This window comes from Uliginosibacterium aquaticum (genome assembly GCF_012972705.2).
Taxonomy (GTDB): Bacteria; Pseudomonadota; Gammaproteobacteria; order Burkholderiales; family Rhodocyclaceae; genus Uliginosibacterium; species Uliginosibacterium aquaticum.
The window spans coordinates 496,326-516,756 of the sequence record NZ_JABCSC020000003.1; the positions used below are offsets into that span (position 1 = coordinate 496,326).

Consider the following 20,431-nt stretch of genomic DNA (forward strand, 5'->3'; position numbering starts at 1 on the left):
AAAGCGGCCAGAAACCTAGAATCATGGAGAAGAGACACATGAGCAAGCTCGACTGGAATCCAGCCCTGCACGCCCTGGCTTCAGGCCCGATGGATGATGCCCATCAGGAGTTCCTGACGCTGACGAATATCCTTGCCGCTTCCGATGACGAGGATGAGATCCGCAGCCTGCAGCAGTTGCTGGCACACTGCGAGGCCCACTTTGCGCAGGAAGAGTTCTGGATGCGCGAGTCTGGCATCGTTGGAGCGGAAAACCATCAGCGCGATCACGAAGGTGTGGTGAGCCTGCTGCAGAGCGCCCTGAGCGACCTGAAGCGTGGTCAGCATGGCGCCGGGCGTGAGCTCACCGAATCATTGGGAGACTGGTTCCAGCATCACTCGTCGACCATGGATGCGGCACTTGCCTTCCAGATGCAGCAGTTTGCGCGTACCCAGCCACCGGAGAGCATTCCTTCGATAGGCTGATCAGCCCCTGGTGATCACCTGCAGCTCGCCGCACGCAAAGCGGAGCTGCATCCATTCCTCTTCCTTAAGGCCCAGCAGCTGGCCGGCGATGGCTCGCAGCGGGCCGCCATGGGCAACGATTACCAGCGCACGCGTGTCACCACTCAGCGCTGCCGCCAGTGCCGCCTGTGCTCGCGTCGCCATCTGCAGTACGCTCTCGCCGCCATGCCCGCAAAAGTGCAGCGGATTGGCCGCCCAGGCATCAATCAGGCTGAGCTCGATCTGATCCCAGGCCTGTAGCTCCCAGCGGCCGAAATCGATTTCCATCAGACGTGCATCGAATATGGGCTGGCCCAGTGCTTCGGCCAGCTGCCGGCAACGCGTCAGCGGGCTGGAAATGAGCGCGAATTCGGCGGGCAACTGCGCGCGCAGTCCGGCCGCCAGCGCGTCGACCGGTTCGGCCAGCGCCACATCGCTCTGGCCATAGCAAACGCCCGGCGGCACCGCGACAGAGGGGTGACGGATCAGGTAGATGCTGGTGGCGTCTCGCGAACGTGGTGCAGAGGAGGGGGCGGCGTGATCGGAATTCATGGCTGGATGTTTGTTCCTTGTTATCCGGCCCCGTGCGCGCACAGCACCAGATAACCCGTCAGTTCGCAGACCTGCTGCGCAGCGCCCAGCGCATCGCCGGTATAGCCGCCGATGCGGCTCTTGAAATAGCGTGCGCAGATCAGCCCGGTGCAGGTCAGGGCGATCAGCAGGGCCAGCCCGCGCACGGGCGAGAGCAGGCCCAGGGCCACAGCCGCGGCCAGGGGTGCCAGCCCCAGCAGGCTGCCGCCCAGCCATTCGACCGGGCCAAGCCCTTCCGCAACCGGCTTGGCGCGCGTGCTGTCGTCTTCGCGCACGTAAGTCATGCCGGCCATGATCAGCAGCGGTGGTATGCGCGAGAGCGCATGCGCCAGTGGCAGGGCCAGCAGGGCGCTGGCGCTCAGCGCCGTCAGCGTGGCGTACTTGAGCAGTAGAGCGCTCACCAGCGCGATGGCGCCGTAAGTGCCGATACGCGAATCCTTCATGATCGACAGCACCTTGGCCGTCTCCCAGCCGCCGCCGAAACCGTCGGCTGAGTCGGCCAGACCGTCCTCATGGAAAGCACCTGTCAGCAGCAGGCCGAGCAGCATGGCCAACAGCACCGCGACGGGGCCGGGCCAGAACTGCTGCGCCGTCCACAGCGCTGCCGAGCTGATCAGGCCCACCAGCAGGCCCACCAGCGGGAAGTAACGCGTGGCACGGTTCAGTTCGCTGGACGACCAGCCCACCCAGGCCGGGATGGGCAGGCGGGTGAAATAGCCCAGTGCGATCAGGAGGCGGCGGAGTTCAGTCATGGTTTCGAGCGTCGGGAGTGGTATCGCAGGAGCGCCTGGTGGCGTCGCCCCTGCATCAGTGGGCTTCGCTGACCCCCGCATCTTCAAACCCGGCCATCTCGTTCATGCAAGCGATGGCGGCGCGGATCAACGGGAAGGCACTGGCGGCGCCCGTGCCCTCACCCAGACGCATCCCCAGCTGCAGTAGCGGCTCGGCACCCAGGTGGGAGAGTTGCGCGACATGGCCTGGCTCGGCGCTACCATGGGCGAACACGCAGTAATCCAGCACCGCCGGGTTGATGGCATGGGCGACCAGCAGCGCGCTGGTGACGATGAAGCCGTCGACCACGATCAGCATGCGCGCTTCGGCTGCGGCCAGATAGGCACCGACCATGGTGGCGACTTCGAAACCGCCGAACTCGGCCAGCGCCTCCAGCGCATTTAGTTTGCGTCCATTCACACGGGCCGCTGCTTGAGCGAGCAGGCCGCGCTTGCGGGCCAGCCCCGCGTCGTCCAGCCCGGCGCCACGGCCGATCACTGCATCGAGATCCGCGCCGGTGACGAAGTGGGTCAGCAGGCTGGCGGTGGAGGTGTTGCCGATGCCCATCTCGCCGAAGCCGATGGCATTGCTGCCCGCTGCATGCCAGCCGCGTACCAGTTCGGCGCCCTTGGCGATTGCCGCATCGCGCTGGGCGGGCGTCATCGCCGCCTGCTCAAGGTAGTTGGCGGTGCCCAGCCCCTGTTTGGCGATGACGTACTCCACGCCGGGTCGACTGGCGCCGGCCACCTTGCTCGCCACGCCACAGTCGATCACCGAAACTTCCAGCCCCGCCTGGCGTGCCAGCACATTGATGGCGGCGCCACCGGCGAGGAAGTTCAGCACCATCTGGGCGGTGACTTCTTGCGGATAGGCGCCCACACCGGCTTTGGCCGCGCCGTGGTCACCGGCAAACACGGCGATGCGCGGCTGACGGATTTCCGGATGCAGGCTCTGCTGGATCAGGCCGATCTGCAGGGCGATGGCTTCAAGCTTGCCGAGGCTGCCGAGCGGCTTGGTGCGGGTGTCGATGCGCTGCTGAAGGGCGCTGGCGAGGGAGCGGGAGAGAGGCTGGATGTTGAAGACTTGGGTCATGGCGGGATCAGGCGAGAGAAGAATTCGGGGAAACATCGGGCAGGTGCGCGTGTAGCCAGAAGATGTCCGGCGCGGCTTGCAGTGTGCTGATTACCTCAGGCAGGGGCGAGGCCAAAATCTGCGCGAAATCGTGTTCGGTGGCCTCCTTGATCAGAAAGGCCAGTTGCTCGACAGGCGGCGTGAACACGGCATTCACGCCCGGCTTGTTGCCGCGCGGGTCGCAGCGATACCAGCCATGCTCAGGCAACAGCACGGCGTTGAGCCCGTGCAGGCAATACGGCGCACCGCTGTCGCCGACCGACAGGCGCTGATAGCACAGCCCGGCGGCAATGCCATTGGCCCGTAGCAACGCGGCGAGCAGATGGCTCTTGGCGTAGCAGTAGCCGAAGCCTGTCAGCAGCACCTCGGATGCCTTGAGTGTGACGGGCCCCTGACGCACATCCCAACTGTGGGCGATTTCATCGCGTACGAATTCGAAACTGGCGCGTGCCAGACTCAGTGTGTCGGTATGGGTAGCGCGCAACTCAGCGGCTTTGGCGGCAATGGCGGGGTGCTCGAAGTCGATGATCGCGCAGGGAGCGAGGTAGGCTTCGGGGGCGTCCATCACTTGCAGCGTCAGCGGCTCCCGCCAGGCGGGGTTGCGCAGGCCGTTCAACACCACATCCGTCCATTCGCCGTTCAGGCGGATGTACTGACGCGCGAGGCCTTCACGTTCGAAACCGAGCTTGGCGAGCACGCGGGCACTGGCGAGGTTGTCGGGGCGATGGTTGGCCTCGATCCGGTGCAGCTTGAGATGTTCAAAGGCATGGCGGATAGCTGCCGCAGCGGCTTCCGTCATCAGACCCTGACCTGCATGCGCCTGATCCAGTCCGTAGCCCAGCACGCCGGCATGGCGCACGCCACGCTGAATAGCGGTGATGGCGACGTGCCCAATGATGGTGTCTGGCTGTGCGTGCGTGTGCAAGGTCCAGCGACAAGCCTTGCCGTGCTCAACTTCATCGAGTTGTGCTGCGATCCGTTGTGCGCAGGCTTCAGAGGTGAAATCGGCGTCCTTGCGGAGCGGGCCATGCGCGGCATGCGTGGCGCGGTTGTGCCACTCATAGGCGAGCAGCTCAGCGGCATCTTCCATTTGAAGTGGCATCAGCACGAGACGCGCCGTGCACAGCGCGCGGCTCATTGCGCGCCGCCCTTCAGTTTCAGCGGCAGCCCCGCCGCCACCAGCGTGACCTCGTCACACAGTGCCGCCACGCGCTGATTCAGCCGGCCCTGCTCGTCGCGGAACAGGCGTGCGAGTTTGTTCTCGGGCACGATGCTCCAGCCCACCTCGTTGGAGACCAGCACCAATTGGCTCTGTGCTGACTTGATCGCCGAACATAGACCATCGATACGTTCGTTCAAGGTCTCAGGCTGAGTGCACAGGATGTTGGACAGCCACAGGGTCAGGCAGTCCACCAGCACGAAAGTAGGGTGCGCATTGCGCACCGGATTGTCTGGATCGGTGCGCGGTGAGCTCCCTAAGTTCAAGCGTTCGATGGCTTCGGGCAAGTCGACGGGCGCTTCGGTGACATGCCAATGGCTTGGCCGCTCGGCGCGATGCTTGGCGACGCGTTCGCGCATTTCCTCGTCGAGAATTTCGGCGGTGACGATCAGCTGCACGTCGCCCGTATGCGCTTCCGCCATGGCTTGGGCAAAGCGGCTTTTGCCGGAGCGAGCGCCGCCGATGACGAGGTGACGACTCATTTCGCCTTCCTCGCGTCGTCCAGTGCTGCGCAAATCGCCTGCGTGCCATCGAGGATGCGCGGGCCGTGGCGGCTGATGGTGTCGCCCGGAATCAGCCACAGTTGTCTGTTCTTCACGGCAGTCAGCGTGCCGAACTTCAGCCAGCCGGCGAGTGAGGCTTCGTCCATGGCGCGCTGGGGGCCATCGCTATGGCCACCCATGCGTGCGGTGAGAATGACGTCCGGGTTGGTGGCGACCACGCTCTCGGTAGACAGGTGCGGCACCAGCATCGGCTCCTTGCCGAACACGTTCACGCCGCCGCACAGGCGAATCACGTCAGAGATGATCTGCTGGTCGTTGACCGTCAGCAGTGGCTTCTGGGCGATCTGGTAGAACACGCGGACCGGAGCGCGTCCGGCGTTTTCCTTCTGCAGCGTGGCATGGCGGGCGCGGAATTTCGTCGCCGCTGCGCTGGCTACGCGTTCGCTTCCCATCAGCTGGCCGATGCGCTCCAGCACGCCAGGAATGTCGCCGATGCCGTGTGGCTCGAAGTAGGCCATCGGGATGTTCAGGGCGGTGAGACGCTCGACTTCGCGCTGCGCATTGCCGTGAAACCACACCAGCACCAGATCAGGCTTCAGCGTGGCGATGCGTTCCAGATCGAGCTTCTGGTTGCTGCCGATGCGCGGCACCTTCAAGGCCTGCGGCGGGAAATCGCTGTACTCCACCGCGCCGACCAGTTTGTCGCCACCACCCGCCTCGTAAAGCATTTCGGTGAGGCTGGGCGCCAGCGAGATTACCCGCTGGGCGGGCGCCTGCAGGGTGAGCGCCTTGCCCGCGTCGTCCTTCACTGTGATCGGGGCGGCGTGGGCGAGGCCAGCGAAAAGGCACAGAAGAATGATCGTAGGGAGGATTAGGCCGCAGGCCGTAAACCGCCGATCCATTATTTTCCGTTCGCCTTGCGGCCGCATACTTACAAGCGGTGGGTTACGCAAAAAGCCGCTAACCCACCCTAAGAGAACCATCACGCGCTTCAAAATATTCATACGGAATTTTCCAGGTCGATGCGGAACCAGCGCGCATCATTTTCTTCGCGCAGACTCACCGGCACACCATAGGCGGCGCTCAATTGTTCGGCAGTCAGCACTTCCTCGCGCCGCCCATGCACCGCACTGCCCTTGCCATCGAGCAGCAGGGCGTGGGTGGCGAGTGTCCAGGCCAGATTCAGATCATGTACAGCGGCCAGCACCGTGCCGCCCTCTGCGGCCCAGACCTTGAGGCGCGCCTGCAGCAGGGCTTGGTGTGACCAGTCCAGATGCGAGCTGGGCTCGTCCAGCAGCAGCAGGGGCGCGCCCTGCGCACAGGCGGTAGCCAGCGCCACACGCTGACGCTCCCCGCCGGAGAGCATGCGCACATCGGTATCGGCCAGATGGCTGACGTCGAATTCGGTGAGCCAGTGGCGCGCTGTGCGTTCCACCGCACAGGCGGATTGCTCGGGTTGCAGCGCGAAGAGCGCACAGGCCACGGTTTCCCAGGCACTCACCGGGAAGGGATCGAGCCAGAACTGCGGGCACCAGGCGCGTTGTTTCGCCAGCGCCTCACCCGGCCAGTCGGCCAGCGGCTTGCCCTGCAAGAGGATGCTGCCGGCATTGGGTGGCAGCAGCCCGGCCAGCGCGACGAGCAGGGTGGACTTGCCTGCACCGTTCGGCCCCAGCAGTACCCAGCGCTCCCCCGGGTTCATCGACAGGGAAAGGTCGCCGATCAGCACGCGGCCATCCGGCTTGCCGCCGGCATTCAGGCGTAGTTTTTCCAAACGCAGACTCATGCACGCCTCCGCAAGAGCAGCATCAGGAACAGCGGCACGCCCACGCTGGCCGAGATTACGCCCACCGGCAGCTGGGCCGGGGCGATCACGGTGCGTGCCACGGTGTCGGCGAGCACCAGAAACACTCCGCCGAACAAGGCTGAGAAAGGCAGCAGGACCTTGGCATGGCGCAGGCCGGTGAGGCGCACGATGTGCGGCGCAACCAGCCCGACGAAGCCGATGCTGCCTGCCGTGGCAACCGCTGCGCCGGTGGCCAGACAGGCGGAAAAAATCGCGATGCGGCGGCGCTTGGCAACCGGCACGCCGAGGGTCCACGCCCAGGCATCGCCGCGTGCGATCCAGTCCAACTCCTGCGCGCGTGGCCAGGCCAGCAGCAGGGCGAGGCCCACGGCGGCCCACACTGGCCACCACAGTGCGGCGCCATTCAGATCGCCAAGCAGCCAGAACACGATGTTGCGCAGCTGAAAGTCATTGGCCATCGAGAGCATGAAAGACACCATCGCGCCGCAGGCCGCGCCGATCATCACGCCCACCAGCAGCACGATCACCGTGCCGGGCTGGGCGCTGGGGGCGAGGCCGCGCCCCATGCTGCGCCAGGCCAGCGCGAACACTAATGACATGGCGCCGAGTGCGCCGAGCACCGCGCCGATTTCCGGTGCCAGCAGCATGCCGGCCGGGGCGAGCAGCAGCATCATCAGCGCGCCGACCGAAGCGCCGCTGGTCACGCCCAGCACATGCGGGTCGCCGAGCGGATTGCGCGTCACCAGCTGAATCAGCGCACCGGCCAGCGCCAGCGCCGCACCGGTGCCGAAGGCCGCGAGCACGCGCGGCACGCGGATTAGCCACAGGATTTCCTCACTCGGCCAGCCCCAGCCCGAGGAGCCCGAGAGCAAGCCCAGCAGCAGCGCGGCCGGCACGCCGAGGGCGGCGAGCAACAGGGCGAGGGTGAGGGGTGGGGGTTTGAGGGTCATGGGTGAGGCTCAATCCATTCCGAGATCTTTGACGATGTGATGATCAGGCTGGATTTTGGTCAGTTCAATACCGCTTTGCATGGCCGTCAGTTGCAACACCCGTGGCAGAACTTCTTTCTCATTCCATTCATTTCTCTCGGAGACTTTTACGTAAGGAATGAGGTCACGAACGGTTTGCAGGCTGGCTGGAATTCGACTAGCAAAGGACGATGAGAACGCCATCAAGAGAAGCCAGGAAACGCCCAGTACAAGAGCAACCCAGCCCATGCTCAAACCGGCCTGCCAAGCCGCCAAACCGATTGTTATATCGAGTGCGAGGACCACTCCGTGCTGCCAGCCCCGGAAACCCAGCGAGGGTAGTACGCTTGCCCCGCAAATCTCGGTGAGCATCTTCCAGTGCTTGCGAACATCGCCCTGCAAGATTTCGTCTAAAGGCGTGTCTAATTTGAGACTCTTTCTTGATATGCCGAGTTGTTGAACCAGATGGCGTCGCAAACGGTAGAACTGTACTTGAGACAGGCAGCGAGGATCCGCGATGCGAGTCTCCCCAAGTCGTAGAAGCACGTAGTCAGCCAGCTTTCGAGGGGTATCGAGTTCGCAGGCATCTGCGTCGGGGATGGCGATGCCAAACTCTTCCTCGACGCTGAGAACCAGTTCTACCGTATCAAGCCCCATCTTCAGCTCCTCCCGATGGCGTAGGGTGCAATCGAAGCGCCGGAGGCGCGCATTGCACCGGTCGTGAGCCAGCGGTCGCGTTGCGGCCGGAAATTTCTCGATCGGTGGGTTACGGCCTTTGGCCTAACCCACCCTACGCAAATCGCCGCCGCCATCATGCCCGGCCCTCTATAATGGCCATCAGCTTTTCGGTATCCATGAACTCGGCAATCGTATCCGCCAGCCGTTCGATGCTCGTATCGCGCAGCGCGGCGATGTCCGGGGACTTAGCTTCTGTCAGGCCCGCCCAGGCGAGCAGGGCGTCGCAGGCCGTGGGCGAATCGAAGAGGCCATGCAGGTAAGTGCCGAGAATCTGATTGTCATCCGAAATCGCACCGTCCGGGCCGCCGGAGAGTTGCACAGCAGGGCGGGCTAGCGCCGGGCCAGTCGTCACTCCGGCGTGGATTTCGTAGCCCTGCACGGAGGGTTGCCCGCCGAGGCAGAGCTGGCCTTGTTCGTTGCGAAGCTGCTTTGCGGAAGCAAGCGTGGTGCGCATCTCCAGATAGCCGAGGCCGCAAGCCAAGCCCGGCGCGCCTTCCAGACCATCGGGATCGGCGATCTCGGCGCCGAGCATCTGGAAACCGCCGCAGATGCCGATGACTTTGCCACCGTAGCGCAGATGCTTGGCGATGGCTGTATCCCAGCCTTGCAGACGCAGAAAGGCGAGATCGGCGCGTACGGCCTTGGAGCCGGGCAGCACGATCAGATCTGCTGCCGGAATGGTTTCATCCGGGCCAATGAAGCGGAAGTCGATTTGCGGGTGCAGGCGTAGCGCGTCGAAATCGGTGTGGTTCGAGATGCGCGGCGTAACCGGCACAATCACGCGCAGGCGCAGACCTGCGCCAGTCGGAGCGACGACATCGCGCGCAATCGCGTCTTCGGCTTCCAGCTGCAGGCCGTGCAGATAGGGCAGCACGCCGAGCACGGGCTTGCCGGTGCGTTCTTCCAGCCAGTCCAGACCACTCTGCAGCAGGGCGATGTCGCCCCGGAAGCGGTTGATCACGAAGCCCTTCACGCGAGCTTGCTCGGTTGTGGAGAGCAGATCGAGGGTGCCGACCAGATGCGCGAACACGCCGCCACGGTCGATATCCGCCACGATAATCACCGGGCAATCCACCGCCTCGGCGAAGCCCATGTTGGCGATGTCATTCGCGCGCAGATTGATCTCGGCGGGCGAGCCGGCGCCTTCGACGATCACCGCCTCGTACTGGCTGCACAGGCGGGCAAAGGAATCGAGCACGGCAGCCTGTGCGGTGGCTTTGTAGGCGTGGTAATCCAGTGCATCCATGTTGCCAATGGCATGGCCCTGAATGATCACCTGCGCGCCGACATCAGTATTCGGCTTGAGCAGCACCGGGTTCATGTCGGTAGTGGGCGCGATGCGGCAGGCCATGGCCTGTGCGGCCTGGGCGCGACCGATCTCGCCGCCATCAGCGGTGACGGCAGAATTGAGCGCCATATTCTGCGGCTTGAAGGGTGCAACGCGCACGCCTTTGCGTGCGAGCCAGCGACAGATCGCGGCGACCACGGTGCTCTTGCCGGCGTCCGAGGTGCAGCCTTGCACCATGAGGGTTTTGGCATTCATGGCATGGTCCTCTCGGGGCGCGTAGGGTGCGCATTGCGCACCGGCTTAGCTTGTACGTTGGCCGAATCGGTGCGCCATGCGCACCCTACGAAAACCGTGCGGTTCATCGCATGACCTCGTTCAGCACGGCGTCGAGTTTCTGCCACTGCGCCTCATCCCCTGGCAGGCCGAAACGCAGGCCGCCATCGAAGGCGCGAAGCAGCACGGCGCCTTGGGCGAAGGCAGTGAAGAGTTCGCCGGCCAGCGGCGTGGGTACCCAGCGGAACAGCGCGCAACCTGAGGGGCTGTGCAGGGCGTGCGCACTCAGCAGGGCGGCGAGGCGTGCACTGGCGGCAGCGAGTTGTGCTGATTGCTCGGCATGCCAGGCGCGGTCGGCCAGCGCGCGTTGGGCTACCCAGCGCGCTGGGCCGCTGACGGTCCACGGGCCGAGGCGGTCGGCCAGCGCATCCAGCAAGCGATCTTCGGCGGCGATGAAGCCGCAGCGGATGCCGGCGAGGCCCCAGAATTTGCCCAGTGAGCGCAACACGATCAGCCCTGGCTGGCGCGTGTCGCTCAGCACGCTGAGCTCGGGCGTGGCGTCGATGAAGGCTTCATCCACCACCAGCAGGCCACCGCGAGCGGCGAGGCGTGAATGCCATTCGCGTAGCGTGGTGGGTGGCACGATGCGGCCGGTGGGATTGTTCGGGTTGGTGAGGAGCAGCACGTCGAGTCGTTCGATGGCCTGCGCGGCATCGGCATAGTCGATGAGTTCGACCTGATGCCCGGCGCCATGCCAGGCCTTGAAGTGCTCGGCGTAGCAGGGCGAAAGGATTCCGACGCGACGCGGCGTAAACAGCTGCGGCAGAGTCTGGATCGCAGCTTGCGAACCGGCCAGTGGCAGCACGCGCTGGCCGCCGAAATAGGCGAGGCTGGCCATGGCCAGACCGTCGTCGTCTTCGGGCAGGCGGCGCCAGACTTCGGCAGGCAGGGGCGGCACCGGCCAGCCCGTCGGGTTGATGCCGGTGGACAGATCCAGCCAGTGCTGCAGCGGGATGCGGAAGTCATGCGCGGCGGTGCGCAGGCGGCCGCCATGCGTAAGCTTAGAGGAAGTGAGCAAGAGCATCCCCCAAGCCTATCACCAGCATCCAGAGCCATAGGCTGCGTGCAATCAGGTCCAGTGCGCGCGGGATGTCGCGCCCCTCGGCAGGCCGGCCCGCGCCGAGCGCTGGGCGCTCTTCGATGATGCCTTCGTAGATGGCGCTGCCACCCAGCTGCAGGCCCAGGCTGCCTGCGCCAGCGGCCATCACCGGGCCGGCGTTAGGGCTGCTCCATGAGCCGGCCTGGGCGCGCCAGCTGGCAAGCGCGCGGCGAGTCTGGCCGAGCAGGGCGTAAGTCAATGCGGTGAGGCGTGCGGGAATCAGGTTGAGCCCATCATCGATACGCGCGGCCACTTTGCCGAAGCGTTCGAAGCGCGCATTGCGATAGCCCCACATGGCGTCCAGCGTATTGGCAAGGCGGAACAGGATCACGCCGGGCGCGCCGGCGATGGCGCACCAGAAGATCGCGCCGAAGATGGCGTCGTTGCCATTTTCGAGCAGGGATTCGGTGGTGGCACGGGCGATCTGCTCTTCGTTCATCTGCGCGGTTTCGCGGCTGACCAGGTAGCCGGTGCGGCGGCGTGCTTCTTCCAGGTCGCCGTGCTGCAGCGCCTGCGCTACATCGCTGCCATGCTCGGTGAGGGCGCGGGCGCCCAGCGCGAAGTAGAGTGCGATGCCGTCCATGATCCAGCCATACGGGGTTTTGTTCAGCCACGCGGCTGCCAGCGTGAGGGGGGCGACGAGCAGTGCCCAGCCCAGCGCACCTCGCAGGATGCGCGCGTGGCCAATGTTGAGGCGCTTTTCGAGCCAGGCTGCCGCGTTGCCGAAGCCCACCAGCGGATGCCAGCGCGGCACTTCGCCGAAGAGGCGGTCGAGCAGCACGCCGAGCAGGATGGACAGGCTGATGCTCATGCGTGGCGCTCCGCCCAGCGCCGGATGATGGCGGCGAGCTGGTGCAGACCATCGGTGAGCGCAGCCGGGCCGGGCTGCAGGATGTCGCAGGATCTGATCTCGTGCAGCTGGCCGTTGCGTACAGCGGGCACGGCGTTCCAGCCGGGGCGCCCCAGCACCTGCTCGGGCTGGAATTTCTTGCCACACCAGGAGGCGATCAGAATATCCGGCGCACGGCGGACCACTTCGAGTGGGTCGGCAATGATGCGCTGCTTCGCTGACTTGTGCTGCTTGAGTTCCGGGAAGCATTCTTCGCCACCGGCCAGCACGATCAGCTCGGCGACCCAGCGGATGCCGGAGATCAGTGGCTCGTTCCATTCCTCGAAATACACGCGCGGCTGGCGCGGCTGGCGAGCGGTTTCCTGTGTGACCCTATCCAGCCCCGCACGTAACTCGGCCACCAGCGCCGCGGCTTTGTCCGGCACGCCAGCCAGCGCGCCCACGGTGTAGATCGTGGCGAGGATTTCTTCGATGCTGCGCTGATTGGTGATCAGCACATTCACGCCGCTGCGGATCAGCTGCGAAGCAATGTCTGCCTGCAGGTCGGAGAAGCCGATGACCAGATCCGGTTCCAGGGCGAGGATCTTGTCGATCTTCGCGCTGGTGAAGGCCGAGACTTTGGGCTTTTCCTTGCTGGCCCGCTCGGGCCGCACGGTGTAGCCGGAGATGCCGACGATACGGGCCTCCTCGCCGAGTAGATAGAGCGTCTCGGTGGTTTCTTCCGTCAGGCAAACGATGCGTTGCGCGCCGCTCATGCCGAAAACAGCGCTGCGACCGCCTCCGGATTGGAGGGGAAGTAGAAGTGGATGTAGCTGGCGGTGGTGCGGCCGACGCGATAGACGGCCTCCGTTGTCGGCCCGCCATTCGGGTTCGTGCCGGTGGCAATCGGCGTCAGCGGGGTTTCGCTGCGTGAGTAGTGGAAGCTGTGGCCGCGCAGGCGGCCTTCGGGCAGGTCCACGCCCTGCAGGCCCAGTGCGGCGAGTTTTTTCTGCATCAGCGCGGCGCCTTCGAGCAGGCCGAAGCCGGCGTACATGGCGCCATCGCTGGTCACCAGGGTCTCGAACAGGCTCATCATGCCGCCGCATTCGGCGAGCAGAGGTTTGCCGGCCGTGCTGTGAGCGAGTAATGCAAGCTGCATGGTGGTGTTGGCAGCTATTTTCGCCGCGTGCAGCTCCGGGTAGCCGCCGGGCAGCCACACGGCATCGCAGTCCGGTAGCGCTTCATCATGCAGCGGCGAGAAGAAGCTGAGCTCCGCGCCGAGCGCACGTAAGGTGTCGAGGTTGGCGGGGTAGGTGAAGCAGAAGGCTTCGTCGCGGGCGATGGCGATGCGCTTGTTCTGTAGGGCGGGCTTCAGTCCGCCAGGTGTGACTGAAGTCGCACTTGCGGATGCCGCTGCCGCGTCCCATTCCAGCAGCAGCGAGGGGTCGAAACGCAGCGCAGCGGCGGTGTGGTCCAGCTTGGCATCCAGATCAGCCAGCTCGGAAGCGGGCAGCAGACCCAGATGGCGCTCGGGCAGGGTGATCGAGGCTTCGCGCGGCAGCCAGCCGAGGCCGGGAATGTGCGGTGGTAGTGATTCGAAGAGCATGCCGGCATGGCGTTCGCTGCCGACACGGTTGGCAATCACGCCGGCAAATTCCAGATCCGGCTGGAAGCTGGCGAGGCCATGTGCCAGTGCGCCGAAGGTCTGAGCCATGGCGCTGCCGTCGATCACGGCCACAATCGGCAGATTGAAGGCGCGTGCCAGATCGGCGCTGGAAGGCTTGCCATCGAAGAGGCCCATCACGCCTTCAACCAGGATCAGGTCGACCTCCTGGGCTGCCTGCGCGAGCTGGGCGCGGCAATGCTCAAGGCCACCCATGAAGAGATCCAGCTGGTAACAGGGCGTGCCGCTGGCGACCTGGTGAATCATCGGGTCGAGAAAGTCCGGCCCGGTCTTGAACACCCGTACGCGCTCGCCTCGGCTACGCGCCTGACGAGCCAGGGCAGCGGTAACGGTGGTCTTGCCCTGGCCGGACGCCGGCGCAGCAATCAGGAAGGCGCGGCAAGTCATGTAGCGTGTTCCGTCGAGTAAGGATTCATCACCATTCCACCCCCGGCATGGCCTTCACGCCGGCGTGATAGGCGTGTTTGGTGAGGTCCATGGTGGTGACGGTGTCGGCTATCTCGATCAGACCTTCCGGCGCAGCCCGACCGGTGATGATCACATGCTGCATGTCCGGCCGGCTCATGAGTTCGCGGCTGATTTCGTCCAGTGGCAGCCAGCCGTATTTGAGGGTGTAGGTGAATTCGTCGAGGATCAGCAGATCGATGGCCGGGTCGCGCAGGTAAGTCACGACCTGTTGCCAGGCTGCGCGGGCAGTCGCTTTGTCCTGCGCATCGTTCTGGGTGTCCCAGGTGAAGCCATCGCCCATCACATGCCATTTGACGCGCGGATGCTCGCGGAAGAAGGCTTCCTCGCCGGTATCCGAGCGGCTCTTGATGAACTGCACGACGGCACAGTTCATGCCGTGTCCGAGCGCACGGGCCAGTACGCCGAAGGCTGCACTGCTCTTGCCCTTGCCGTTGCCGGTATTGACCAGCAGCAGGCCGCGTTCTTCATCGGCGGCCGCGATGTTCGCGTCGATGATGGCTTTCTTGCGGGCCATGCGCGCCAGGTGGCGGGCTTCGCGTTCGCTGTGGGCGGCTTCGCTCATGTTCTCTCCTCGGGCGCAGCCGGCGGGTGCCGGCTGCGGGTAAGCACTTTACTTGGGTTGATAGCGCAGGGTCAGCCAGGCGCTGGTCCCTGCCTGGTTATAGCCATACGCCGTCTGGTAGTTCTTGTCGAACACGTTCTCGAGGCGGGTCTGGGCACGCCAGTCCTTGTTGAGTGCGTATTCGGCACGCAGATCGGTGGTGGCATATCCACCCAGCTTGATCTTGTTGGCGGCATCGTCATAACGCGAGCCGACACCGTTCAGGCTGGCGCCGATGCTCCAGGCGCCGAGTTGGTGGTCTGCGTCAAGACGGCCGAACTGGCGGGCTCGGCGCACCAGCAGATTGCCATCGGTGCTGCTGCCGGATTGATCCTGCGGATTCTGCAAGGTGGCGCTGGCGGCCAGCGTGGTGTTGCCGAAGTGCTGCTTGGCGCCCAGCTCCAACCCGGTGATGCGGGCCTTGGAGACATTGCTCGGGATCCAGATAGCCGAGCCGGTGCTGATCGGTGCCCAGGCAATCAGATTGCTGACCTCCGTGCGGAACAGGCTGGCTTCCCAGCTGAAGCCGCCGGTCTTGCCGGAAGCACCGAGTTCGCTGCTGCGTGATTTCTCGGGTTGCAGATCCGGATTGCCGGCACCCGGGTAGTACAGGTCATTGAAGCTCGGTGCCTTGAAGGCGGTGCCATAACTGGCTCGCAGGCGCAGGGCGGGGGTGAAGGTGTAGCCCAGCGCGAGGCTGCCGGTGTTGTGATGGCCGTACTGTTCGTTCTTGTCGTGGCGTCCGGCAACTTGCAGATCGACGCGCCCGATGTCGGCCAGATACTGACCGAACACGGCCTGATTGACGCGGCTATCCAGCGCGTAGTTGGTGCTGCTCAGCGCTTCGTCATACAGGTAGTCGTAGCCGCCGACCAGCTGGTGGCCTTCGGCCAGGGTGAAATCGTTCTGCCAGCTGGCTTGGCTGCGGCGTGTGTCGAAGCGCGAGGAGAACTTGTCATCCTTGAAATTCTTCGAGGCATCCAGGGTCTGAGCTAGCTTGAAGGACGTGGTGTAGCGCTCGCTGGCCGCCCAGCGAAGATTGCCAGCGTAGAGGTCCTGCTGCAGATCGGTAAGGTTCGGATTGCCGTCATATTCGTTGCGACCCTCGGTGTGCAGGGCTTGGGCGTCGTAACTCAGGTTTTCACCGATGCGGCCGCCGCCGCGTACATTCACTGTGCTGCGAGTGTAGCCGTCACGATCCGATTCTGGCGCGCTGCCGCCATCCTTGACGTTGATGCCGCGCGTGGTGAGGCCCGACGCGCCGAGGTTGAGCCAGGCGTCCGGCGAGCCAAAGCCACCCGCAGCCGAGCCCTCGAAGCTGTGGCGCGAACCACCAGTGAGGCTCAGACTGGTGGGCTGCACACCCTTCCTGGTGAAGATCTGGATCACACCGCCGATGGCTTCCGAGCCATACAGGCTGGCACGCGGGCCGCGCACGAGCTCGATGCGTTCGATTTGTTCGATCGGTAGATCCTGCAGAGCGGTGCCGCCACTGGTGGCCGAGCCGACTTTCACGCCATCGATCAACACCAGGGTGTGATCCGAGTTGGTGCCGCGCAGGAACAAGGAGGTCGTCTTGCCGGGGCCGCCGTTATTGGCGAACTGCACGCCGGGCAGACCGCGCAGCAGATCCGGCACCGAGCGGGCCTGTTGCTGCTCGATCTCCTTGCGGGTGATGACGCTGACCGAAGTGAGGGTTTCCTCGGCGCTGCGCGCCACGCGGTTGGCGGTGATCACCACTGGCGCGAGTTCGGTTTCCTGAGCCAGCACAGGATGGGAGAGGGCCAGCAGCAAGGCCGCCGGCAGGGTTTTGTGAGTGAAATTCAAGACAGACTCCTTCCGTGCCGCCCGCACGGATCATAGACAGGGGCGGGGCGTCGGGAAGGAGAAAACGCGGAACGTGAGGGAGCGGTTCCGGTCACCGCCCTCCGCGATGCGCCTCGAATACGCTTCGGGCCGGTCTCCGGACTCGCGAGTGAAGAAAACTCTTCCGACACAACGCCTTCCCGTGCAAAAGCACAGTGGCTGCCTGCTGCGTCTTGACTCGCTTACCGTTGCGGGGGCAGTGCCGGAATGGCAATATCCTGTGGATACGGCGCACCGGCTTCCCGTTTAATCCGCACCAAGGGCATGGGGCGGACACCTGAAGCAGCGCGCATTTTAGCCGAACGGCAGGTGCTTTGCGTTGACCGGTTTTGCTGCGCAGCACTACCATCAGCAGATGGATGCCGAACTCACCAGTCTCGAAACCCGTCTTGCCACGCTGCTCGCCGAGTACAAAGGCCTGCACCTCGAAAACCGCGAACTGACTACTCGCGTGGCCACTCTGCAAGCCGAAAACAAACGCCTCGGCGAGAAGGTGGCGGTGGCAACGGAACGCGTTGAAGCGCTGCTCAAACGTCTGCCGGTCGAGGATGAAAAATGAGCGAAGCCGTGAAGATCCAGATTATGGGCCGTGAGTACCAGGTATCGGTCAAGCCAGATGAGCGTGAAACGCTGCAGGCGGCGGTGGAAATGGTCAACGCGAAGCTTCAGCAACTGCTCGGCAAGAACTCATCGGGCAGCGAATCTACTGCCGTGATGTGTGCCCTGATGATTGCGCATGAGGCCGTGGTGGCTCAGCGCACGGCAGGCTTGGACATGCCTTCCTATCAGCGTAGAATCGAGGCCATGATCCGCCAGATCGATCAGGCTTCAATGAAACAGGAGAAGCTTTTCTGAGCGGTTTGTGTAGTCAGGATATGTCCTCACAGCGCAGTGACTGATCCTGGCCGATAAAGAATTCAAGGACGGCCGAAACAAAGGCGGTCCGGCAAGTTTTCCCCTGCGGTGTTCGTTTGAGCCTTAAGCTCCTTGAACCAATGTCTACGCGACATGGTTGTCGGCCCACCAAGCCGCTGTTGTGAGCGCCCCTTATGCCGGGCGCACCTGAAGCGGCCGGGTAGATGACCCCCTGAACCCAGGTTCAGGAATACGGCTCGACGGCACATGCGGGGGACCCAACAAAGGCGCGAAGCTTCCGGCTTCGCGCCTTTTCATTTTTCCGGGCCGCCGCCGGGTGACTGGCCTCTCTGGACCGGCTGGCGGCACAATGCGTGAATCAGGTTTCTTGCCGAGGGAAGCATGCGCTACTGGTTGATGAAGAGCGAGCCGGACGATTGCAGCATCGACGATCTGGCCGCCATGCCGCAACAGACGGTGGCGTGGCACGGCGTACGCAACTATCAGGCGCGCAACTTCATGCGCGACTCCATGCGCCCTGGCGATCTGGCCTTCTTCTACCATTCATCCTGCCCTAGGCCCGGGATCGCTGGCATTGCACAGGTGGCGAGTCTGGCCTATCCGGATGCCAGCCAATTCGATCCGGCCAGTCGTTTCTTTGATCCGAAGTCCGTGCCCGAGCAGCCACGCTGGCTCAATGTTGATGTGCGTTTTGAGCGCAAGCTTGAACTGATTCCGCTGCTTGAGTTGCGCCGTCATGCGGCGCTGGCAAAAATGCGCCTGCTTCAACCCGCCAGTCGTTTGTCGATCACGCCAGTCGCCCCCGAAGAGTGGCAATTCATTCTGGCGACACTGGCGCGGGATGCCTGAGCACGAGTCCGTTTTGCTGATGGAAAGCCCCCTGGGCAAGTGCCCAGCTAAGAAAGCGCAGGGTGTTTGAAATGGAAACAGGGGCTTATACCCTAGGGCGTAAGGGTTTTCCCTTATCTATTTGATTCTATTGGTGTTGTTACGGCGCGACGATAAAAAAGTTTTAAGCCAAAAAAGTATTTTGATACACCCATAAGTCTCAATGATGTGTAAGAATTCTTCTCACCACGGAGTCAGCTCCGCGACCGCAAGGCGCCAGGGCACACCGGGGAGAGTGAGGAGACAGGGCGTTCCGTCAGAGAATGCCTTATATGGAGCGCGCCACGGGCAGCTGCTCCTGGTAGCAGCGAGCAGCCGGGCCCCGGGGGGCCCGGTTTGCCCGGTCAGACGAATTTGGCCCTCAGCTCAGCTCAGCTGAGCTTTGGGCAGGTGACCGAGGGGGTCACAAGAAGGGGGAGGGAAATCCGCGATTCGGATTTCCTCAATTTGGGACGGGAAGTCACGGCGTGACTTCCCGTTTTTTTATGTGCGTCTTGCGGCGTGGCAGTAAGTGTTATGCCGAGACGTGCAGAAACCCCTATTCGCAAACCCTGATAAATTTTTCCTCATCTCCTGCATAGGATGAAGCAAGGCCGGTTTTCCGCTTCAACTACAGGAGGTTCATCATGGCTGCCATTGCAAGCGCTCCGTTGCCGGTGCTGAAGCATGAGACATTTCATAGTGACAATGATCGCGAACACGATGGTTTGGAGGCTGAACTCGCGCCGGACTTTGATCGTGGAAGAATTCTGGAAGACCTGATTGTGGGCGAGCATGGGCGCGCCGAGGAAGAAGGCATGAAGCTGTTGCTCAAGGGCGGCATGATCTGAACCGTCCGTTCTACGCAGGATTTAGGGTTTGTGGTTGCCGTTCTTGGCATCGCGCTGACCTGAAAAACAAAAGCCCCCGTTGCCGGGGGCTTTTTCCTTGCTGTGGGCCGTTGAGTGGCCCGCCAGGATTAGTTGCCGAAGCTGTAGGTTGCGGCGAGGTTCAGGCGCGGTTCGGTACCGCTCTGGCCGTCCAGCGTATCGCGGTGGGAGAGCATGAACTCGCTGCCCAACTCGATGTTGGCCACCGGGTTCCACAGCAGGCCGATGCTGCCGCTGCGAATCGAGCGGTTAAGGGTGCCCTTGCCGTTCTGGTTGGCGTACTCAACATAGTTGCCGTTGTAGGTACGTTGTTGACCGTAAGCGAGCGTTGAGCGCAGCGTGTCGCTGAATTTGTGTTGCAGCGAAAAGACCATGCCCAGTTCGCGCGGCAGGTAAACCTTGCTGGTGGCCGAGTCGGCGATAGCACCAACGGATTCGTTGAAGAAGCGGCCCATGCCTTCGCCGTAGCTGAAGCTGGTCAGGAAGGCGGTGCTGTCGGTGATCTTGAACGAGTTGCCGAGGCCGAGGCCGTAGCCGCGCTTGGCAGCGCTGGTGACATCGCTCTTGATGGCGTTGTCAGTGGTCAGGCCGCGCACGGCGATGTGGCCCCAGTCGAAGGCACGATCCCAGCGCAGGACCAGATCCGGCGTGCGCGAGATGTTGTCGCCGCTGTCCTTGCCTGTACCCTTGGTTTCGAGTGCGGCGATGAAGTTGCCAGCGCCAGCGGTGGCGTAGGTGTAGCGGATTTGCGGCTGACGCAGCGAGGTGTTGCCGGTCGGGCCGTTGAAGTCCACCACATCCGGGCTGGAGTCCAGATCCATGAAGGTGGACCAGGTCTGGCCGAGCAACCAGCCACCCACTTGGCCGTAGGCGTGACGCAGGCGCATGGTGTTGGAGTCGGTGTAGAAGTCGCCTTCAACCTTGGTCGTGAGCGAGCCCAGCGCGGTCGGCGTGAAGGCTTCGAAGCCCAGGCGCGAAACGTTGGCGAACATATAGGTTTCGTTCTTGCGGGCAGCGTCGGCCGTGCCGTTCAGGGCGATGTTGGGCTGATAGGCTGCGTAGTCGCCGCCGTTGCTGCGGTTGTTACGGCCACCGAAGTTATGCACCGCGTCGAGGCGGGCAAAGCCGTACAGGCGCACCGAAGTCTCCTCGCCGGCACGACGCGTCGAGCCGGGGATGTCGCCCTTCATGACCACTTCCTTGCTCTGAGCTTCGACCTGATTGGCCAGATCCTGGCGCTGCTTGGCTTCGGCAGCCTGGCTGGTCTTGAGATCAGCGATCTGCTTCTGCAGTTCGGCGATCTGTTTTTCGAGCAGATCAAGTTTGGTATCGGCGGCGAAGGAAGGAAGGCTCAGTGCTGCGGCGACGGCGCCGACAAGGATGCGTTTTTTCATGGATTCACACTCACTTGATGGTTGAAAGG

The 20,431-nt window shown here is 63.6% G+C and carries 22 protein-coding genes, 1 other RNA gene and 1 riboswitch; of the genes, 6 read left to right on the top strand and 17 right to left on the bottom strand.

The genetic code is table 11. The features are described 5' to 3' along the window. Positions 1-38: 38 nt before the first annotated feature. Positions 39-464, top strand: coding sequence for a hemerythrin domain-containing protein (locus HJ583_RS13660; RefSeq protein ID WP_170022428.1), 426 nt, complete (start codon positions 39-41; stop codon positions 462-464). On the opposite strand, the gene cobC is transcribed toward HJ583_RS13660, so the two are convergent. The 16 genes from cobC to btuB all read right to left on the bottom strand — a co-directional run bounded on the left by cobC (position 465) and on the right by btuB (position 16,336). After that, entirely contained in the window at positions 465-1,034 is a 570-nt protein-coding gene (gene cobC / locus HJ583_RS13665) for an alpha-ribazole phosphatase family protein (protein ID WP_170022429.1), read from the bottom strand. Between the two features lie 20 nt (positions 1,035-1,054). Next, the gene (locus tag HJ583_RS13670; protein ID WP_170022430.1) at positions 1,055-1,825 is read right to left on the bottom strand and encodes an adenosylcobinamide-GDP ribazoletransferase; all 771 of its coding nucleotides are present in this window, start codon (positions 1,823-1,825) and stop codon (positions 1,055-1,057) included. 55 nt (positions 1,826-1,880) lie between these two features. Further along, entirely contained in the window at positions 1,881-2,936 is a 1,056-nt protein-coding gene (gene cobT, locus HJ583_RS13675; protein WP_235943845.1) for a nicotinate-nucleotide--dimethylbenzimidazole phosphoribosyltransferase, read from the bottom strand. A gap of 7 nt (positions 2,937-2,943) precedes the next feature. Next, on the bottom strand, positions 2,944-4,113 hold the full coding sequence (locus HJ583_RS13680) for a GNAT family N-acetyltransferase (RefSeq protein WP_170022432.1): 1,170 nt from the start codon (positions 4,111-4,113) through the stop codon (positions 2,944-2,946). Beyond that, positions 4,110-4,676: a bifunctional adenosylcobinamide kinase/adenosylcobinamide-phosphate guanylyltransferase gene (locus tag HJ583_RS13685; RefSeq protein ID WP_170022433.1), complete on the bottom strand. Its 567-nt coding sequence runs from the start codon at positions 4,674-4,676 to the stop codon at positions 4,110-4,112. The genes HJ583_RS13680 and HJ583_RS13685 overlap by 4 nt, the downstream gene beginning before the upstream one ends. After that, positions 4,673-5,599, bottom strand: a complete 927-nt coding sequence (locus HJ583_RS13690) for a cobalamin-binding protein (protein ID WP_170022434.1) — start codon at positions 5,597-5,599, stop codon at positions 4,673-4,675. Before HJ583_RS13690 ends, HJ583_RS13685 begins: the two co-directional genes overlap by 4 nt. A gap of 98 nt (positions 5,600-5,697) precedes the next feature. After that, positions 5,698-6,480: an ABC transporter ATP-binding protein gene (locus HJ583_RS13695; protein WP_170022435.1), complete on the bottom strand. Its 783-nt coding sequence runs from the start codon at positions 6,478-6,480 to the stop codon at positions 5,698-5,700. Further along, positions 6,477-7,451 carry a FecCD family ABC transporter permease gene (locus tag HJ583_RS13700; protein ID WP_170022436.1) on the bottom strand — a complete coding sequence of 325 codons (975 nt, stop codon included), beginning with the start codon at positions 7,449-7,451 and terminating at the stop codon, positions 6,477-6,479. The genes HJ583_RS13695 and HJ583_RS13700 overlap by 4 nt, the downstream gene beginning before the upstream one ends. 9 nt (positions 7,452-7,460) lie before the next feature. Continuing rightward, on the bottom strand, positions 7,461-8,126 hold the full coding sequence (locus HJ583_RS13705; protein WP_170022437.1) for a phosphopantetheine-binding protein: 666 nt from the start codon (positions 8,124-8,126) through the stop codon (positions 7,461-7,463). Between the two features lie 154 nt (positions 8,127-8,280). Continuing rightward, on the bottom strand, positions 8,281-9,750 hold the full coding sequence (locus HJ583_RS13710) for a cobyric acid synthase (RefSeq protein WP_170022438.1): 1,470 nt from the start codon (positions 9,748-9,750) through the stop codon (positions 8,281-8,283). Between the two features lie 103 nt (positions 9,751-9,853). Next, positions 9,854-10,846 (bottom strand): threonine-phosphate decarboxylase CobD, encoded by a 993-nt coding sequence (gene cobD, locus HJ583_RS13715; protein ID WP_235943846.1) that lies wholly within the window; start codon positions 10,844-10,846, stop codon positions 9,854-9,856. Further along, positions 10,830-11,738, bottom strand: coding sequence for an adenosylcobinamide-phosphate synthase CbiB (cbiB, locus tag HJ583_RS13720; protein ID WP_170022440.1), 909 nt, complete (start codon positions 11,736-11,738; stop codon positions 10,830-10,832). Before cbiB ends, cobD begins: the two co-directional genes overlap by 17 nt. Further along, positions 11,735-12,532, bottom strand: a complete 798-nt coding sequence (locus HJ583_RS13725) for a cobalamin-binding protein (protein WP_170022441.1) — start codon at positions 12,530-12,532, stop codon at positions 11,735-11,737. The genes cbiB and HJ583_RS13725 overlap by 4 nt, the downstream gene beginning before the upstream one ends. Next, positions 12,529-13,827, bottom strand: a complete 1,299-nt coding sequence (locus tag HJ583_RS13730) for a cobyrinate a,c-diamide synthase (RefSeq protein ID WP_170022442.1) — start codon at positions 13,825-13,827, stop codon at positions 12,529-12,531. Before HJ583_RS13730 ends, HJ583_RS13725 begins: the two co-directional genes overlap by 4 nt. 28 nt (positions 13,828-13,855) lie before the next feature. Beyond that, positions 13,856-14,470, bottom strand: coding sequence for a cob(I)yrinic acid a,c-diamide adenosyltransferase (cobO, locus tag HJ583_RS13735; protein WP_170022443.1), 615 nt, complete (start codon positions 14,468-14,470; stop codon positions 13,856-13,858). Positions 14,471-14,518: 48 nt separating this feature from the next. Further along, positions 14,519-16,336 carry a TonB-dependent vitamin B12 receptor gene (btuB, locus tag HJ583_RS13740; protein ID WP_170022444.1) on the bottom strand — a complete coding sequence of 606 codons (1,818 nt, stop codon included), beginning with the start codon at positions 16,334-16,336 and terminating at the stop codon, positions 14,519-14,521. 110 nt (positions 16,337-16,446) lie between these two features. After that, a riboswitch (cobalamin riboswitch) is annotated at positions 16,447-16,671 on the bottom strand. Positions 16,672-16,694: 23 nt separating this feature from the next. On the opposite strand from btuB, the gene HJ583_RS13745 reads away from it, so the two are divergent. The 5 genes from HJ583_RS13745 to HJ583_RS13765 all read left to right on the top strand — a co-directional run bounded on the left by HJ583_RS13745 (position 16,695) and on the right by HJ583_RS13765 (position 18,969). Further along, a complete protein-coding gene (locus tag HJ583_RS13745; RefSeq protein WP_216821635.1) occupies positions 16,695-16,934 on the top strand; it encodes a hypothetical protein in 240 nt (79 codons plus the stop codon). 8 nt (positions 16,935-16,942) lie between these two features. Further along, positions 16,943-17,230, top strand: coding sequence for a cell division protein ZapA (locus HJ583_RS13750; protein ID WP_158239128.1), 288 nt, complete (start codon positions 16,943-16,945; stop codon positions 17,228-17,230). A 97-nt stretch (positions 17,231-17,327) separates the two neighbouring features. Continuing rightward, positions 17,328-17,510: non-coding RNA, 6S RNA (gene ssrS / locus HJ583_RS13755), on the top strand. Between the two features lie 122 nt (positions 17,511-17,632). Further along, complete coding sequence (locus HJ583_RS13760) at positions 17,633-18,100, top strand: EVE domain-containing protein (protein WP_170022445.1); 468 nt, start codon at positions 17,633-17,635, stop codon at positions 18,098-18,100. Between the two features lie 665 nt (positions 18,101-18,765). Continuing rightward, positions 18,766-18,969: a hypothetical protein gene (locus HJ583_RS13765; protein ID WP_101940903.1), complete on the top strand. Its 204-nt coding sequence runs from the start codon at positions 18,766-18,768 to the stop codon at positions 18,967-18,969. Positions 18,970-19,097: 128 nt separating this feature from the next. Here HJ583_RS13765 and HJ583_RS13770 read toward each other — a convergent pair whose 3' ends face one another. Then, the gene (locus tag HJ583_RS13770) at positions 19,098-20,402 is read right to left on the bottom strand and encodes a DcaP family trimeric outer membrane transporter (RefSeq protein ID WP_101940904.1); all 1,305 of its coding nucleotides are present in this window, start codon (positions 20,400-20,402) and stop codon (positions 19,098-19,100) included. Positions 20,403-20,431 lie beyond the last annotated feature (29 nt).

What these genes read in the sequence shown, in the direction of transcription:
- HJ583_RS13660 (WP_170022428.1), top strand. Translation starts at nt 39, where the DNA reads ATGAGCAAGCTCGACTGGAATCCAGCCCTGCACGCCCTGGCTTCAGGC.
- cobC (WP_170022429.1), bottom strand. Translation starts at nt 1,034, where the DNA reads ATGAATTCCGATCACGCCGCCCCCTCCTCTGCACCACGTTCGCGAGAC.
- HJ583_RS13670 (WP_170022430.1), bottom strand. Translation starts at nt 1,825, where the DNA reads ATGACTGAACTCCGCCGCCTCCTGATCGCACTGGGCTATTTCACCCGC.
- cobT (WP_235943845.1), bottom strand. Translation starts at nt 2,936, where the DNA reads ATGACCCAAGTCTTCAACATCCAGCCTCTCTCCCGCTCCCTCGCCAGC.
- HJ583_RS13680 (WP_170022432.1), bottom strand. Translation starts at nt 4,113, where the DNA reads ATGAGCCGCGCGCTGTGCACGGCGCGTCTCGTGCTGATGCCACTTCAA.
- HJ583_RS13685 (WP_170022433.1), bottom strand. Translation starts at nt 4,676, where the DNA reads ATGAGTCGTCACCTCGTCATCGGCGGCGCTCGCTCCGGCAAAAGCCGC.
- HJ583_RS13690 (WP_170022434.1), bottom strand. Translation starts at nt 5,599, where the DNA reads ATGGATCGGCGGTTTACGGCCTGCGGCCTAATCCTCCCTACGATCATT.
- HJ583_RS13695 (WP_170022435.1), bottom strand. Translation starts at nt 6,480, where the DNA reads ATGAGTCTGCGTTTGGAAAAACTACGCCTGAATGCCGGCGGCAAGCCG.
- HJ583_RS13700 (WP_170022436.1), bottom strand. Translation starts at nt 7,451, where the DNA reads ATGACCCTCAAACCCCCACCCCTCACCCTCGCCCTGTTGCTCGCCGCC.
- HJ583_RS13705 (WP_170022437.1), bottom strand. Translation starts at nt 8,126, where the DNA reads ATGGGGCTTGATACGGTAGAACTGGTTCTCAGCGTCGAGGAAGAGTTT.
- HJ583_RS13710 (WP_170022438.1), bottom strand. Translation starts at nt 9,750, where the DNA reads ATGAATGCCAAAACCCTCATGGTGCAAGGCTGCACCTCGGACGCCGGC.
- cbiB (WP_170022440.1), bottom strand. Translation starts at nt 11,738, where the DNA reads ATGAGCATCAGCCTGTCCATCCTGCTCGGCGTGCTGCTCGACCGCCTC.
- HJ583_RS13725 (WP_170022441.1), bottom strand. Translation starts at nt 12,532, where the DNA reads ATGAGCGGCGCGCAACGCATCGTTTGCCTGACGGAAGAAACCACCGAG.
- HJ583_RS13730 (WP_170022442.1), bottom strand. Translation starts at nt 13,827, where the DNA reads ATGACTTGCCGCGCCTTCCTGATTGCTGCGCCGGCGTCCGGCCAGGGC.
- cobO (WP_170022443.1), bottom strand. Translation starts at nt 14,470, where the DNA reads ATGAGCGAAGCCGCCCACAGCGAACGCGAAGCCCGCCACCTGGCGCGC.
- HJ583_RS13760 (WP_170022445.1), top strand. Translation starts at nt 17,633, where the DNA reads ATGCGCTACTGGTTGATGAAGAGCGAGCCGGACGATTGCAGCATCGAC.
- HJ583_RS13765 (WP_101940903.1), top strand. Translation starts at nt 18,766, where the DNA reads ATGGCTGCCATTGCAAGCGCTCCGTTGCCGGTGCTGAAGCATGAGACA.
- HJ583_RS13770 (WP_101940904.1), bottom strand. Translation starts at nt 20,402, where the DNA reads ATGAAAAAACGCATCCTTGTCGGCGCCGTCGCCGCAGCACTGAGCCTT.